Genomic DNA, 14,503 nt, shown 5'->3' on the forward strand with positions numbered 1-14,503 from the left:
GGATTTGCCCGAGCCCGAGACTCCGGTGACGACGTTCAGCCGGCCCAGCGGGATGCGTGCATTCGCCTGGCGCAGATTGTGCAGGCCGGCGTCCACGATTTCCAGGACGGGCGTGTCCGCGTCGACGCGGCGGCGGCCGTTCATGGGGTGGACCAGGGGTTCGCGCAGGTAGCGGCCGGTGACCGAGGCCGGATTGCGGGCGATGTCCTCGACCGTGCCCTGGGCGACCACCATACCGCCCCGTACGCCGGCGCCCGGGCCGATGTCGATCACATGGCCGGCGCGGCGGATCGTGTCCTCGTCGTGCTCGACCACCACCAGAGTGTTGCCGTTGCCTTCGAGGCGGGTCAGCGCATCCAGCAGGATGCGGTTGTCGCGCGGGTGCAGGCCGATGGTGGGCTCGTCCAGCACATAGCAGACGCCCTGCAGGTTCGAGCCCAGCTGGGCGGCCAGGCGGATGCGCTGGGCCTCGCCGCCCGACAGAGTGGGAGCGGCGCGGTCCAGGGCCAGGTAGCCCAGGCCCACGTCCATCATGAAGTCCAGGCGGCCGCGGATTTCAGTGAGGATGTCGCGGGCGATCTCGGCCTCGCGGCCCTGGGCGCCCAGGCCCAGGAAGAAGCGCTGGGCGTCGCTGACCGGCATCGAGGCCAGTTCGGCGATGGAGCGGCCGCGCCAGCGGAAGGCCCGCGCCACGCGGTTCAGCCGCTGGCCCTGGCATTGGGGGCAGGGTTGGGGCAGGCCGGTGGCCTCGTCCAGCCAGACGGATTCCTCGCCCGTCTGGTCTTCGGTGAAGCCGGTCAGCTGCAGGCCGGTGCCGTAGCAGCCCGGGCACCAGCCGTGGCGCGAGTTGTAGGAGAACAGGCGCGGGTCGGGTTCCGGGAAGCTGGTGCCGCAGTTGGGGCAGGCGCGCTTGATGGAAAAAGTCAGCAGGCGCGGGTCGGGCGCCAGGCCGGCGGCGCGCCGTGCTTCGATCGTGGCCGGGCCGGGCGCGGTCAGGCCGGCCAGCACCCGGAAGGTGCCGTGGCCCAGGGCCAGGGCGGCGCGTACCGCGTCGCGCAGGCCGGCCTCGTCGCGCACATCCACGATCAGGTCGCTTACCGGCAGTTCGATGGTGTGTTCCTGGTAGCGGTCCAGGCGCGGCCAGGGGCTGACCGGGATGAAGGCGCCGTCCACGCGCAGGTGGGTGTGGCCGTGCGAGGCTGCCCATTTCGCCAGGTCGGTGTAGTAGCCCTTGCGCGCCACCACCAGCGGCGCCAGCAGGCCGATGTGCTCGCCCGCGTGGTCGCGCAGCAGTTGTGCCACGATCTGTTCCGGCGTCTGCGGCGCCACGGGGACGTCGCAGTCCGGGCACATCTGGGTGCCCAGGCGCACGTACAGCAGGCGCAGGAAGTGGTGGATTTCCGTCATGGTGGCGACGGTGGACTTGCGTCCGCCGCGGCTGGTGCGCTGCTCGATGGCCACGGTGGGCGGGATCCCGTAGATGGCGTCCACGTCCGGCTTGCCGGCCGGCTGCACGATGGCGCGCGCGTACGCGTTCAGGGATTCCAGGTAGCGCCGCTGGCCTTCGTTGAAGAGGATGTCGAATGCCAGGGTGGATTTGCCCGAGCCGGATACCCCGGTGATCACCGTGAAGGCGTCGCGCGGGATGTGCACGTCGATGCCTTTCAGGTTGTGCTCGCGGGCGTTCAGGATGTGGATGTCGGGGCTGGCCGAGGTGGCGGTGCGCGGGGCGGGTTCGCGCAGGACCAGGGCGGAGCCGTGTCCGTCACGAGCTCCTTGGGAATCGGGGAGGCCGGGGGCGGCCTGATGCTCGCCCGAGACCTGCCGGGCGTAGTCGGCCAATGCCCTGCCGGTGTGGGAGTCCGGATGGCGCATCAGGTCTTCCGGCGTGCCTTCCGCCACGATGCGCCCGCCCTGGTCGCCGCCTTCCGGCCCCAGGTCCACGACCCAGTCGGCGGCGCGGATCACGTCCAGGTTGTGTTCGATGATCAGCAGCGAATGGCCTGCGGCCAGCAGCTTGCGGAAGGCCCGCATCAGGCGGGCGATGTCGTCGAAGTGCAGGCCGGTGGTGGGTTCGTCGAACAGCAGCAGGCTGCCTTTCAGCGCGCCCCGGGGTGCCCGCGAGCGGGCGGCCTCGGCCAGGTGGCCGGCCAGTTTCAGTCGCTGGGCCTCGCCGCCCGACAGAGTGGGGACGGGCTGGCCCAGGCGCACGTATTCCAGGCCCACGTCGGCCAGGGGAGCCAGCCCCCACTGCACGTCGCGCAGGCCTTTGAAGAAGTCCAGCGCCTCGCTCACGGTCATGTCCAGGACCTCGTCGATCGAGGCGCTGCGGCCCAGGTGCTCGATGCGCACTTCCAGGACCTGGGGACGGAAGCGGCGGCCGTCGCAGTCGGGGCAGCGCAGGTACACGTCCGACAGGAACTGCATTTCCACGTGCTCGAAGCCGGTGCCGCCGCAGCCGGGGCAGCGGCCGTCGCCGGTGTTGAAGCTGAAGGTGCCGGCCGTGTAGCCGCGTTCCTGCGACAACGGGGCGGCGGCGAAAAGCTTGCGGATGGCGTCGAAGGCGCCGACGTAGCTGGCCGGGTTGGAACGGGCCGTCTTGCCGATGGGCGTCTGGTCCACCATCACCACGTCGGCGATGCGTTCCGCGCCCAGCAGGGCGGCGTATTCCCCGGGCGCCTCGGTGGCGCGGCCCAGGCGCTTCAGCAGGGCGGGGTAGAGCACGTCCTGCACCAGGGTGGACTTGCCCGAACCGGATACCCCGGTCAGGCACACCAGCCGGCCCAGCGGCAGGGAAAAATCGATGCCCTGCAGATTGTTGGCGCGCGCGCCCTGCAGCAGCAGGCGCGGCGTGCCGGCCTGCACCGGCAGGGGCCGGGGTGCCTCGATGCGCATCCGGCCGCCGAAATAGCGGCCCGTCAGTGTGTCGGCGGCGGCCAGTTCGGCCGGCGTGCCGTCGAAGACGATGTGCCCGCCACGCTCGCCTGGTCCCGGACCGATGTCCAGGACACGGTCGGCGGCGATCATGACCTGCGGGTCGTGTTCCACCACGACCAGGGTATTGCCGTGGTCGCGCAGGCGGTGCATGACCTGGACGATGCGGTGGATGTCGCGCGGATGCAGGCCGATGGACGGTTCGTCCAGCACGAACAGCGTGTTCACCAGGGATGTGCCCAGCGCGGTCGTCAGATTGATGCGCTGGACTTCACCGCCCGAAAGAGTGCGGCTTTGCCGGTCCAGGGACAGGTAGCCCAGGCCGACGTCGCACAGGAAGCGCAGGCGGGCGCGGACTTCGTCCAGCAGCTCGGTCAGGGCGTCGTCCAGCGAACGGCCCAGCTCGATGCGGTCGAACCAGTCGCGCACCCGTTCGATGGGCAGGCGCATCAGGTCGTGCAGGCCCAGGCCGGGCAGGGCAGCCAGCTGCTCGGGCGTCCAGCGCGCATGCACCGGCAGGAACCGGGGTGCGCCGGGAATCGGGCTGCCGTCACGTCCCAGGCGCCACAGCGTGGCATCGGGCTTGAGCCGCGCGCCCTTGCAATGCGGGCAGGGCGTGTAGCTGCGGTACTTGGACAGCAGCACCCGCACGTGCATCTTGTAGGCGCGGGATTCGAGCCAGTCGAAGAAGCGCTGCACGCCATACCATTGGTGCTTCCAGGCGGACGGCCCGCCCTTCCAGTCGGGTGCGCCGCCGATCACCCAGCCGCGTTCTTCGTCCGTGAGGTCGCGCCAGGGCACGTCCAGGCGCACGCCCGCCTTGGGGGCGTAGCGTTCCATTTCGACCTGGCATTCCTTGTAGCTTGCGGTCTGCCAGGGCTTGATCGCCCCGTCGCGCAGGCTGCGTGTCTCGTCCGGCACGACCAGTCCGTAGTCGATGCCCATGACCCGGCCGAAGCCCCGGCAATGCTCGCAGGCGCCCAGCGGGGAGTTGAAGGAAAACGTGCTGGGCAGCGGCGTGCCGTAGTCGATGTCGCACTGCGCGCAGTGCAGGCCGGCGCTGAAGCGCCATTCCTCTTCGCCTTCGTCGAACAGGGCATGGACACTGAGCCGGCCGTTGCCCTGGCGCAGGGCGGTTTCCAGCGCCTCGTCCACGCGCGCCGGCTCGGCATTGCCCAGACGGAAGCGATCCTGCACCACATGCAGCACGCGCCGGCCGGCATTTGCCGCCTTGCGCCGCGTGCCCGACGGCTTGTCGCCGGCCTCGGGCGCGGGGGCCGGGTCGTCCTGGCGGTGGATGCGCGTGTAGCCTTGCTGTTCCAGGAAGCCACGCACTTCGTCCTCGGTGAAGTTGGCGGGCACGGATACCGGAAACGTGATCACCAGGCGGGGGTCGCGGGCGGCGCACAGGCCGTCCAGCTGGCGCCGGATGCTGGACGGGTCGTCCCGCGTCACCAGCCGGGCGCAGTTGCGGCAGTGCAGGTGGCCGGCGCGCGCGTAGAGCAGTTTCAGGTGATCGTTCAGCTCCGTCATGGTGCCCACGGTGCTGCGCGAATTGCGCACCGGATTGACCTGGTCGATGGCAATGGCGGGCAGGATGCCTTCGATGCGGTCGACCTGGGGCTTGTCCATGCGGTCCAGGAACTGGCGCGCGTAGGGAGAAAAGGTTTCCACGTAGCGGCGCTGGCCTTCGGCATACAGGGTGTCGAAGGCCAGCGAGCTCTTGCCGGATCCGGATACGCCGGTGACCACCAGGAGTTCGCCGGTGCGGATCGTCAGATCCAGGTTCTTCAGGTTGTTCTGGCGGGCGCCGAAGATGCGGATGGGTGCGTTCATTCCGCCATCATAATCCGGCGCACGGCGTCGTTGCGGTGCCCGCGGAGGGGTCGGCACGGCATGGTTGTTCCGGGAGGGGGAAGCTGCCCGGCTTGATCCGCGTCAGACATTGGGGCGGGTCATGGGGCCGCCAGCGCCGCACGGTTCTTACAATCGACTGAAACGTGGCCGGATTTCCCCCCGCCGGCCGGTCTGAAAACCGGAGAATCGCCATGAAACGCCTGCTCGTTCTGCCCTTACTGTGCGCCGTCCCCGCCCTGGTCCAGGCGGCCGAATACAAGACGGATGCGGACCACACCTTCGTCTATTTCGAGGTGCTGCACAACGGCACGTCCACGGTGCGCGGGCGCTTCGATACGGTCGATGGCGACATCGCCTTCGACCGCCAGGCAAAGACGGGCCAGGCCCGGATCCGCGTCGACATGAAGTCGATCAGCACGGGTTCCAGGGGCTTCGACGAGCACCTGCTGGGCGCGGACTTCTTCCAGGCCGGCGAGCATCCCGAGGCGCTGTTCGAATCCACCGCCTTCCGCTTCGAGGGCGACCTGGTGCATGCCGTCGAAGGCAATCTGACCCTGCTGGGGCAGACGCATCCGGTCAAGCTGAACGCCGTCCGCTTCAACTGCTACCAGAACAAGCGCCTGGAACGCGAAGTCTGCGGCGGGGATTTCCGTGCCGAGATCCAGCGCAGCCAATGGGGCATGGGCTTCGGCCTGCCGGGCATTCCCGACACGGTGCGTCTGCAGATCGAGATCGAAGGCGTGCGGCAGTGATCTGTCCGCAGGGACCACGCCGCCGATGGCTTCGGGGGTGTTGGTGAAACTTTGCTAAAATGGCGTGTTTTGCTTTCAAGCCCGCCTTACACCAGGAGATCCACATGGCAGAAATCAAACGCACGCGGCGCAACACGCTCGAGCGCCGTTGCCTCGGCAAGGCCTTCAAGCGCCTGTTCGTGCGCGCGCCCAAGGGCGTCTTCAAGATGCTCGAAAAGGTCAAGCGCGCCTGATCGACCGGCGCCGGCCTGCCGTATTGTTTATATACAATTCGGCATCAGGGAAACCACGGACCCAGCGGTCCGTGGTTTTTTTTACGGCTATCATGGACCGATCGGAACTAGGAGGAGCCCTCCGGCATGGCTTGCTGGCGTCATCTGTTCTCTGTCGTCACGCCCACCTACAACCGCGCCCACACCCTCGGACGCGTGTATCGCTCCCTTCGGGAGCAGTCCTTCCAGGACTTCGAATGGGTCATCGTGGACGACGGCTCGACGGACGCCACCCGGACGCTGGTTCAGGGATGGCAGCAGGAAGCCAGTTTCCCGATCCGTTACGTCTGGCAAACCAATCAACACAAGAAAACAGCTTTCAACAATGGCGTGCGCCATGCGCAGGGCGAATGGCTGGTGGCCATCGACAGCGACGATGAACTCGACTCCAACGCCCTCTACCACATGGCCGGAGTCTGGGAGCAGATCCCGCCCGCCCAGCGCGCGCGCTATGTGGCGATCACCGGCCTGTGCGCACGGCCCGACGGCCGTGTCGTGGGCGACATGTATCCCCGGGATGTGATGGACGTGTCCTCGCTGGACATGACCTTCCGCTATCACGTCCGGGGCGAGAAATTCGGCTGCCTGCGCACGGACGTGCTGCGCCAGTTTCCCTTTCCCGAGGACATCCCCGGCTTCGTCCCCGAAAGCCTGGTCTGGCGCGCGATCGCACGGGCCGGCTACCTGACCCGCTTCGTCAACCAGGTGTTCCGCGTGTATCACGACGATGGCAGCAGCCTGTCGCGCGAGGGGCGCAAGACCGAAAGCGGCCGCCATGCGCTGGGCCTGTGGCTGCTGGCGCACGATACGGTGGAATATTGCCTGGGCTGGTTCCGCTACCAGCCGGCCTCTTTCTTCGGCGCGGCGATCCGCTATACCCGCTTCGGACTGCACATGCGCGCGCAGCGCGTGGCCCGTCCCGCGGGGCGATGCCTGAACCGCTGGGCGTCGCGGCTGCTGGTGGCCGCCATGTGGCCCGTCGGCGCGGCGCTGTATGTGCGCGACCGCCTGCGCGATGCGGCGGCGCGGTCCAAGCGGCCGGTGACGACCTGAGACGGGCCGTGCGAATGGCGGCGGCCGCGCCCGACCCGATCGCTTCCGTTCAGTGGTTCAGGGGCGAACCGCCTTCGGTGCCCGCATCGCCGTCTTCGTCTTCATCATCGTCTTCGTCGTCCGGCGGCGTTTCGGCCTCGCGCAGGTCGAAGGGGAGCAGGTCCGTCAGCGTGTCCGTCCATGCGACTTCCTCGCCCTGGGCGTCCACCTTGATGTAGCGTACGCCTTCCAGGTCGGACAGCTGGACGGCCCAGAGGAATTCGCAATCCACCGCCTGGCCGTCGCTCAGGTCCAGCCCGCCGCAGTTGCCCAGGAAACGCGCCCCAGGACCGCCCGCCTGGACACGGGGACGGTCCTCGTCCTCGTCCTTGGGGCCGAGCGGCAGGGCGAACAACACCCATTCATAGCCCGCGTCGGGTTCGGACACGATCTCGGCGATCACGGGCCTGCCCAGCCAGGCGCACAGCGCGTCGGCCGTGCGGCCCAGCAGGTCGGCCTCGGCCGGAGTGAATGCGAGGGGTAGCGTCATGGCGGGGAAGAATGGGTGGCTGATGATCGGCATTGTACGGCCCGGGCGGCCTTCCGGCCCGATCCGTGGCGCCGGAGCGGCCACGAGGCGCCCACGGCCGTGCGCCCCGGCCCGCCGGTTGCCCGTCCGGCCTACAATCGGGGCTTTGCGTGGCCGAATCCGTCGGCCCGCCCTTTCACGGTAGAGACATGGCACAGTACGTCTATTCCATGAACCGGGTCGGCAAGATCGTGCCGCCCAAGCGCCAGATCCTGCGGGATATCTCCCTGTCTTTCTTCCCCGGTGCCAAGATCGGGGTCCTGGGCCTGAACGGCTCGGGCAAATCCACCTTGCTGAAGATCATGGCCGGGGTGGACAAGGACATCGAAGGCGAAGCCGTCCCGATGGCCGGCCTGCGGATCGGCTATCTGCCGCAGGAACCGCAGCTCGATCCCGACCATACCGTCCGCCAGGCCGTCGAGGCCGGCCTGGGCGAAGTCTTCGAGGCCCGCAAGCGGCTGGACGAAGTCTATGCCGCCTATGCGGAGCCCGATGCCGATTTCGATGCCCTGGCCGCCGAGCAGGCCGAACTGGAAGCCGTCATCGCGGCGGCCGCCACCAGCGGCAGCGACGACATCGAAACCCAGATGGAAATCGCTGCCGACGCCTTGCGCCTGCCACCCTGGGACGCCGTGGTCGGCAAGCTGTCGGGGGGCGAGAAGCGCCGTGTGGCCCTGTGCCGCCTGCTGCTCTCCAAGCCCGACATGCTGCTGCTCGACGAGCCCACCAACCACCTGGACGCCGAATCGGTCGAATGGCTGGAAGTCTTCCTGCGCCAGTTCCCCGGCACGGTCGTCGCCGTCACCCACGACCGCTATTTCCTCGACAATGCGGCCGAGTGGATCCTGGAACTGGACCGGGGCCACGGCATTCCCTGGAAGGGCAACTACAGCTCCTGGCTGGAGCAGAAGGAAAACCGCCTCAAGCAGGAAGAAGCCGCCGAGTCCGCCCGCCAGCGCACCATCAAGAAAGAGCTGGAATGGGTGCGGCAGAACCCCAAGGGCCGCCAGGCCAAGGCCAAGGCGCGCCTGGCGCGTTTCGAGGAACTGTCCTCGCATGAATACCAGAAGCGCAACGAGACCCAGGAAATCTTCATCCCCGTCGCCGAGCGCCTGGGCAACGAGGTCATCGAATTCCGCAACGTGTCCAAGTCCTTCGGGGACCGTGTCCTGATCGACGATCTCAGCTTCAAGGTGCCCCCGGGCGCCATCGTCGGCATCATCGGTCCCAACGGCGCGGGCAAGTCCACGCTGTTCCGCATGATCGCAGGCCAGGAAACACCGGACCGTGGCGAGGTGGTCCTGGGGCAGACCGTGAAGCTGGCCTATGTCGATCAGTCGCGCGAGTCCCTGCCGGACGGCAAGACCGTCTTCGATGCCATCTCCGACGGTGCCGACCTGCTGACCGTCGGCCGCTTCGAGATGCCCGCGCGTGCCTACCTGGGCCGCTTCAACTTCAAGGGCGCTGACCAGAACAAGCAGGTCGGCAATCTTTCCGGCGGCGAACGCGGTCGCCTGCATCTGGCCAAGACGCTGATCGCGGGGGGCAACGTGCTGCTGCTCGACGAGCCTTCCAACGACCTGGACGTCGAAACCCTGCGCGCCCTGGAAGACGCCCTGCTGGAATTTGCCGGCTGCGTGCTGGTGATCAGCCACGATCGCTGGTTCCTGGACCGCATCGCCACCCACATCCTGGCTTTCGAGGGCGATTCACAGGTGGTGTTCTTCGACGGCAACTACCAGGAATACGAGGCCGACAAGAAGGCCCGCCTGGGCGAAGAGGCCGCCCGGCCGCGACGCCTGCGCTACAAGGCCCTGAAATGAGGTGCCACAACTGGAGTGCATCATGAAATACATGGATGTGAACCAGTCCTTGCTGACGGCCGGCACCAGCCTGCTGCTGGTGGTGGACATGCAGGAAAAGCTGCTGCCCGCGATCCGCGACACCGACGCCCTGCGCGGCCGGGTCGCGCGCCTGGCACAGGCCGCGCGCCTGCTGTCGGTGCCGGTCTGGGCGACCGAGCACTGGCCCGGCAAGATCGGCGCCACCCACCCCGACCTGCTGGCGCATGTCGACCGGGTGGTGTCCAAGACGCATTTCGATGCCTGCCGCGAGGCCGGTTTCCTGGCGGACTGGCCCGCGGGCCGCACGCGGGTGTTGTTGACAGGCACCGAAGCGCACATCTGCGTGTTACAAACCGGCCTCGGACTGGCGCGGGCCGGTTTCCAGCCCGTCCTGGTGGCCGATGGCGCCGGTTCCCGCCGCGAGTCGGACTGGGCCGCGGCCTGCGAACGCTGGCGCCACCACGGGCTGGAGATCGTGACGTCCGAGATGGCGATCTACGAATGGCTCGAGACCCCGTCGCACCCCGCCTTCCGGGACGTGCTGGCGCTGGTGAAATAGGGCATTCCCGTTGTTACAAGTTACAAGGTTCGACATCTAGGCTCACAGCTTTTTCCAGGGCTGGCGCTTATAAAGAAACCAGGGCGCCGGCGCGGGAACCGCTTCATGGATTCCGGGGCGCGGAACATCACGCAGCACAGAAAAGGAGAATCATCATGACGATCAGGACAATCGGAAAAATCAGCGCGGCACTGGCGCTGGCAGCGGCCATGGCGGGCTGCTCGTCCTGGGACAACATGAGCCACCGCCAGAAATCGGCAGTCACGGGCGCGGGCCTGGGCGGCGTGGCCGGTGCGGTCATCACCAACGGTGGGATCCTGGGCACGGTCGGCGGTGCGGCCATCGGCGGCATCATCGGCGACCAGGTCGGCAAGAACCACTGATCCCCATTCGGGTGCCCATCTTCGATGGGCCATGCGCGGGACGGTCCGGACGGACTGCCCCGCGTTTTTTTGCCGCCGGGCAATTCGGGTGCTTGACTTCAAACGGGCTTTTCTCTTAAATTCAAACGATCGTTTGAATTTAATTCGACGGCTTGGTGCATGCGAAAAGGCAGCCGGCGCATGGTCCGGCTTCTGCTCGCTGTTGCCTCGATCGTCCTCGACTATCCCCCTGGAGACCGGAGATGCCCGACTACAAAGCCCCCCTGCGCGACATCCGTTTCGTGCGTGACGAGGTCCTGAACTACCCCGCCCACTACCAGTCCCTGCCGGGCTGCGAAGAGGCCACGCCGGACATGGTCGGCGCCATTCTGGAAGAGGGCGCGAAATTCTGCGAACAGGTCATCGCGCCGCTGAATGCCGTGGGCGATCGCGAGGGCTGCGTCTGGTCGCCCGAAGGCGTCAAGACCCCGACGGGCTTCAAGGAAGCCTATGCGCAGTACGTCGAAGGAGGCTGGCCTGCACTGTCGCACGACACGGCGCATGGCGGCCAGGGCCTGCCCGAATCCCTGGGCATGACCATCAGCGAGCTGATGGGCGAGGCCAACTGGGCCTGGGGCATGTATCCCGGCCTGTCGCATGGCGCGATGAACACCCTGCAGGCGCACGGTACGCCCGAACAGCAGAAGCTCTACCTGGAGCCGCTGGTTTCGGGCAAATGGACAGGCACCATGTGCCTGACCGAGCCGCACTGCGGCACCGACCTGGGCATGCTGCGCACCAGGGCCGAGCCGCAGGCCGACGGCAGCTACAAGGTCACCGGCACCAAGATCTTCATTTCCGCCGGCGAACACGACATGGCGGAGAACATCGTCCACATCGTCCTGGCCCGCCTGCCGGATGCGCCTGCCGGCACCAAGGGGATCTCCCTGTTCATCGTGCCCAAGTTCCTGCCTGACGGCCAGGGCGGCCCGGGCGCGCGCAACGGCGTGTCCTGCGGATCGATCGAGCACAAGATGGGCATTCACGGCAACGCCACCTGCGTCATGAATTTCGACGGCGCCACGGGCTTCCTGATCGGGCCGGCCAACAAGGGCCTGAACTGCATGTTCACCTTCATGAACACGGCTCGCCTGGGCACCGCGATCCAGGGCCTGGCGCATGCCGAGGTCGCTTTCCAGGGTGCTTCGGCCTATGCCCGCGAGCGTCTGCAGATGCGTGCCCTGAGCGGCCCGAAGTTCCCCGACCAGTCGGCCGATCCCATCATCGTGCACCCCGATGTGCGCCGCATGCTGCTGACGATCAAGTCCTTCGCCGAAGGCAACCGCGCGCTGCTGTACTATGCCGCGCAGCAGGTGGACATCATGCAGCGCAGCCAGGACGCTGATGCGCGCGAACAGGCCGACAAGCTGCTGGGCTTCCTGACCCCGATCGCCAAGGCTTTCATGACCGAGACCGGTTTCGAGGCGGCCAACCTGGGCGTGCAGGTCTTCGGCGGCCATGGCTACATTTCCGAGCACGGCATGGAGCAGAATGTGCGCGACAGCCGCATCTCGATGCTGTACGAAGGCACGACCGGTGTCCAGGCGCTCGACCTGCTGGGACGCAAGGTGCTGATGACGCAGGGCGAATCGCTGCGCATCTTCACCAAGGTCGTGCACAAGTTCTGCAAGGCCAATAGCGGCAACCGCGCGATCTCCGATCTGGTGAAGCCCCTGGCCGAGCTGAACAAGGAATGGGGCGACCTGACCTTGAAGATCGGCATGAAGGCCATGACCAATCGCGAGGCCGTGGGTGCTGCATCCGTCGACTACCTGATGTATTCGGGCTACGTGACGCTGGCCTATTTCTGGGCCGACATGGCGCGCGTCGCCGCGGAAAAGCTGGCGGCGGGTGAAGGCGACAAAGCCTTCTACCAGGCCAAGCTGCAGACGGCGCGGTTCTACTTTGCCCGCATCCTGCCGCGCACCCGCACGCACGTGGAAGCCATCAAGTCCGGTCCGGACGTGCTGATGGATCTGCCGGCCGAGCACTTCGCGCTGGGATACTGATCCCGAGCCGTTGCACCGGGGGCGCATGCGTTCCCGCGTGTGCCGGATCGATCGACGGGGCGGGCCTTCCGTGCGAGAAGGCCCGCCCCGTTCGCATGGGGGCCGGCGCTGTACACTCTGGGCTTCCCGCCGCCATTCCGCCGGTCCATCCCTTCGCCATTTTCCATGCTGCTCACTCTGCTGAACATCGTCCTGCCCGTCTTCGCCGTGGCGGCCCTGGGTTACGCCTTCGGCCGCCGCCAGGCGCGCAAGCCGGACATGGCATTCATCAACCATGCCAATGTGATGGTGTTCTGCCCGGCGCTGGTGTTTTCCGCGCTGCTGGACAATCCGGTCGACCTGACGCGCGGCTGGCCGCTGGTGGCAGCCGGGGTTCTGATCATCGTGGTGCCGGGCCTGCTGCTGGCCCTGGTGCGCCGCCCGGGAGTCTCACGCCCCGCCTTCCTGGTGCCTGGGATGTTCCGCAATACGGGCAATATCGGCATCCCGCTGATGATGCTGGCCTACGGCAAGGATCTGCTGGGCGATATCGTGGTGCTGTTCGTCCTGTCGAACCTGCTGCATTTTTCCCTGGGCCTGAGCCTGCTGTCGCGCGGCGGCAACCGCTGGATGTGGCTGCGCAATCCGAACATCTGGGCGGCCCTGCTGGGCGTGACCCTGGCGCCGCACCGTGACTGGATCCCGCCATTCGTGACGACCACGCTCGAGCTGACCGGCCAGATCGCGATTCCGCTGATGCTGTTCGGGCTGGGGGTGCGCCTTTCGCAGGACCGGATCGAAAACCTGGGCCTGGCGCTGCGCATCAACGTCCTGTACCTGCTGGCCGGCGTGCTGACGCTGCCCATCGTGCTGTGGCTGCTGCCCCTGACGCCCGAATGGTCGCGCATGATCGCGCTGTCGGTGATGCTGCCGCCGGCGGTGCTGAATTACCTTCTGTGCGAGCAGTATCGTGTGGAGCCCCGCATCGTGGCCAGCGTGGTGCTGCTGGGCAATGTGCTGTCGGTGGCGACGATCCCGCTGGTGGTGTGGGCGACGCTGGCCTGGATCTGAGCGGGGATGATGGCGAAGGGCCCGCAGTAGTGCCGCTGCCTGGCAGCGGCCCGCGGGCCCGGGTTTTTTTGCCTGGCGCCGGCGCGCTCAGTTGCGCGCTTCGGCCTGCGGCATCTCGATCTTGACCTCGAGCACTTCCAGGGAATCCTGGCGATCCAGGTTGACCTTGATGTCTTCGGGGTTGATCTGGACGTATTTCGAGATGACCGCGATCAGTTCCTTCTGCATCTGCGGAAGGAAATCGGGGGCGTTGCGGCCGCTGCCGCGTTCGTTGATCAGAATGAGCTGCAGGCGGTCCTTGGCGATGCTGGCCGAGGTCTTTTTCTGTCCGCGCAGGAAATCCAGGAACGACATGCTTATTTACCCCCGAACAGACGCTTGAATAGGCCGGGTTTCTCGTAGTCCACGAAGCGCAGCGGCTTTTCCTCGCCCAGGTAGCGGGCCACCACGTCCTGGTAGGCCTGGGAAACGTCGGAGTCGCGGATATGGATGGCGGGGATGCCCTGGTTGGACGCCTGCAGCACGGTTTCCGATTCCGGGATCACGCCGATCAGGCGGATGCGCAGGATGTCTTCGATGTCGCCCAGCGACAGCATTTCGCCGTCGGCCACGCGCTTGGGGTTGTAGCGGGTCAGCAGCAGGTGTTCCTTGATCGGCTCCTCGCCTTTTTCGGCCCGGCGGGACTTGGCCGACAGGATGCCCAGGATGCGGTCCGAGTCGCGCACCGAGGAGACTTCCGGGTTTGTGACCACCAGCGCGTCGTCGGCGAAGTAGGACGCCATCACCGCGCCGGTCTCGATCCCGGCCGGTGAATCGCAGACGATGTATTCGAAATCCATCGCGGCCAGGTCGTTCAGGACCTTTTCCACGCCGTCGCGCGTCAGGGCGTCCTTGTCGCGCGTCTGGGAGGCCGGCAGGATGTACAGGTTTTCCAGTTGCTTGTCGCGGATGAGCGCCTGGTTCAGGGTGGCCTCGCCCTGGATGACATTGACGAAATCGTAGACCACGCGGCGTTCGCAACCCATGATCAGGTCCAGGTTGCGCAGGCCGACGTCGAAGTCGATCACGACGGTCTTGTGGCCGTGCATGGCCAGGCCGGCCGAGAAGCTCGCACTGGTGGTGGTTTTGCCCACTCCCCCCTTGCCGGAGGTGACTACAACGATGCGCGCCATGGTGACTATGT

At 66.9% G+C, this 14,503-nt stretch carries 11 protein-coding genes and 1 pseudogene; 8 read left to right on the top strand and 4 right to left on the bottom strand.

What is annotated here, in order from left to right; genetic code table 11:
* Positions 1-1,037: 1,037 nt before the first annotated feature.
* Positions 1,038-4,770 (bottom strand): annotated as a pseudogene (uvrA, locus tag ABD022_RS09330) (excinuclease ABC subunit UvrA); the annotation flags it as partial.
* A 212-nt stretch (positions 4,771-4,982) separates the two neighbouring features.
* On the opposite strand from uvrA, the gene ABD022_RS09335 reads away from it, so the two are divergent.
* The 3 genes from ABD022_RS09335 to ABD022_RS09345 all read left to right on the top strand — a co-directional run bounded on the left by ABD022_RS09335 (position 4,983) and on the right by ABD022_RS09345 (position 6,868).
* Positions 4,983-5,543: a YceI family protein gene (locus tag ABD022_RS09335; protein ID WP_325124097.1), complete on the top strand. Its 561-nt coding sequence runs from the start codon at positions 4,983-4,985 to the stop codon at positions 5,541-5,543.
* Positions 5,544-5,647: 104 nt separating this feature from the next.
* On the top strand, positions 5,648-5,776 hold the full coding sequence (locus ABD022_RS09340; protein WP_264129781.1) for a hypothetical protein: 129 nt from the start codon (positions 5,648-5,650) through the stop codon (positions 5,774-5,776).
* Between the two features lie 126 nt (positions 5,777-5,902).
* Positions 5,903-6,868: a glycosyltransferase family 2 protein gene (locus ABD022_RS09345; RefSeq protein WP_325124096.1), complete on the top strand. Its 966-nt coding sequence runs from the start codon at positions 5,903-5,905 to the stop codon at positions 6,866-6,868.
* 49 nt (positions 6,869-6,917) lie between these two features.
* On the opposite strand, the gene ABD022_RS09350 is transcribed toward ABD022_RS09345, so the two are convergent.
* Positions 6,918-7,397: a hypothetical protein gene (locus ABD022_RS09350; protein WP_325124095.1), complete on the bottom strand. Its 480-nt coding sequence runs from the start codon at positions 7,395-7,397 to the stop codon at positions 6,918-6,920.
* A gap of 188 nt (positions 7,398-7,585) precedes the next feature.
* Between ABD022_RS09350 and ettA the strand changes: the two genes are divergently transcribed.
* The 5 genes from ettA (at position 7,586) to ABD022_RS09375 (ending at position 13,320) form a co-directional block, all read left to right on the top strand.
* Complete coding sequence (ettA, locus tag ABD022_RS09355) at positions 7,586-9,259, top strand: energy-dependent translational throttle protein EttA (protein ID WP_325124094.1); 1,674 nt, start codon at positions 7,586-7,588, stop codon at positions 9,257-9,259.
* Between the two features lie 22 nt (positions 9,260-9,281).
* On the top strand, positions 9,282-9,839 hold the full coding sequence (locus tag ABD022_RS09360; protein WP_325124093.1) for an isochorismatase family protein: 558 nt from the start codon (positions 9,282-9,284) through the stop codon (positions 9,837-9,839).
* Positions 9,840-9,994: 155 nt separating this feature from the next.
* Complete coding sequence (locus tag ABD022_RS09365) at positions 9,995-10,222, top strand: glycine zipper 2TM domain-containing protein (protein WP_325124092.1); 228 nt, start codon at positions 9,995-9,997, stop codon at positions 10,220-10,222.
* Positions 10,223-10,464: 242 nt separating this feature from the next.
* Positions 10,465-12,270, top strand: a complete 1,806-nt coding sequence (locus ABD022_RS09370; RefSeq protein ID WP_343821086.1) for an acyl-CoA dehydrogenase C-terminal domain-containing protein — start codon at positions 10,465-10,467, stop codon at positions 12,268-12,270.
* 165 nt (positions 12,271-12,435) lie between these two features.
* Entirely contained in the window at positions 12,436-13,320 is an 885-nt protein-coding gene (locus ABD022_RS09375; RefSeq protein WP_325124090.1) for an AEC family transporter, read from the top strand.
* Between the two features lie 87 nt (positions 13,321-13,407).
* Here the strand turns inward: ABD022_RS09375 and minE are convergent, their stop codons facing one another.
* Both minE and minD read right to left on the bottom strand, forming a co-directional pair.
* Positions 13,408-13,674, bottom strand: coding sequence for a cell division topological specificity factor MinE (gene minE / locus ABD022_RS09380; RefSeq protein ID WP_269359288.1), 267 nt, complete (start codon positions 13,672-13,674; stop codon positions 13,408-13,410).
* Positions 13,675-13,676: 2 nt separating this feature from the next.
* Positions 13,677-14,492: a septum site-determining protein MinD gene (gene minD, locus ABD022_RS09385; RefSeq protein WP_325124089.1), complete on the bottom strand. Its 816-nt coding sequence runs from the start codon at positions 14,490-14,492 to the stop codon at positions 13,677-13,679.
* Positions 14,493-14,503: the final 11 nt, after the last annotated feature.

It is taken from the genome of Castellaniella daejeonensis, assembly GCF_039523555.1.
In the GTDB taxonomy this organism is placed as follows: Bacteria; Pseudomonadota; Gammaproteobacteria; order Burkholderiales; family Burkholderiaceae_B; genus Castellaniella; species Castellaniella daejeonensis.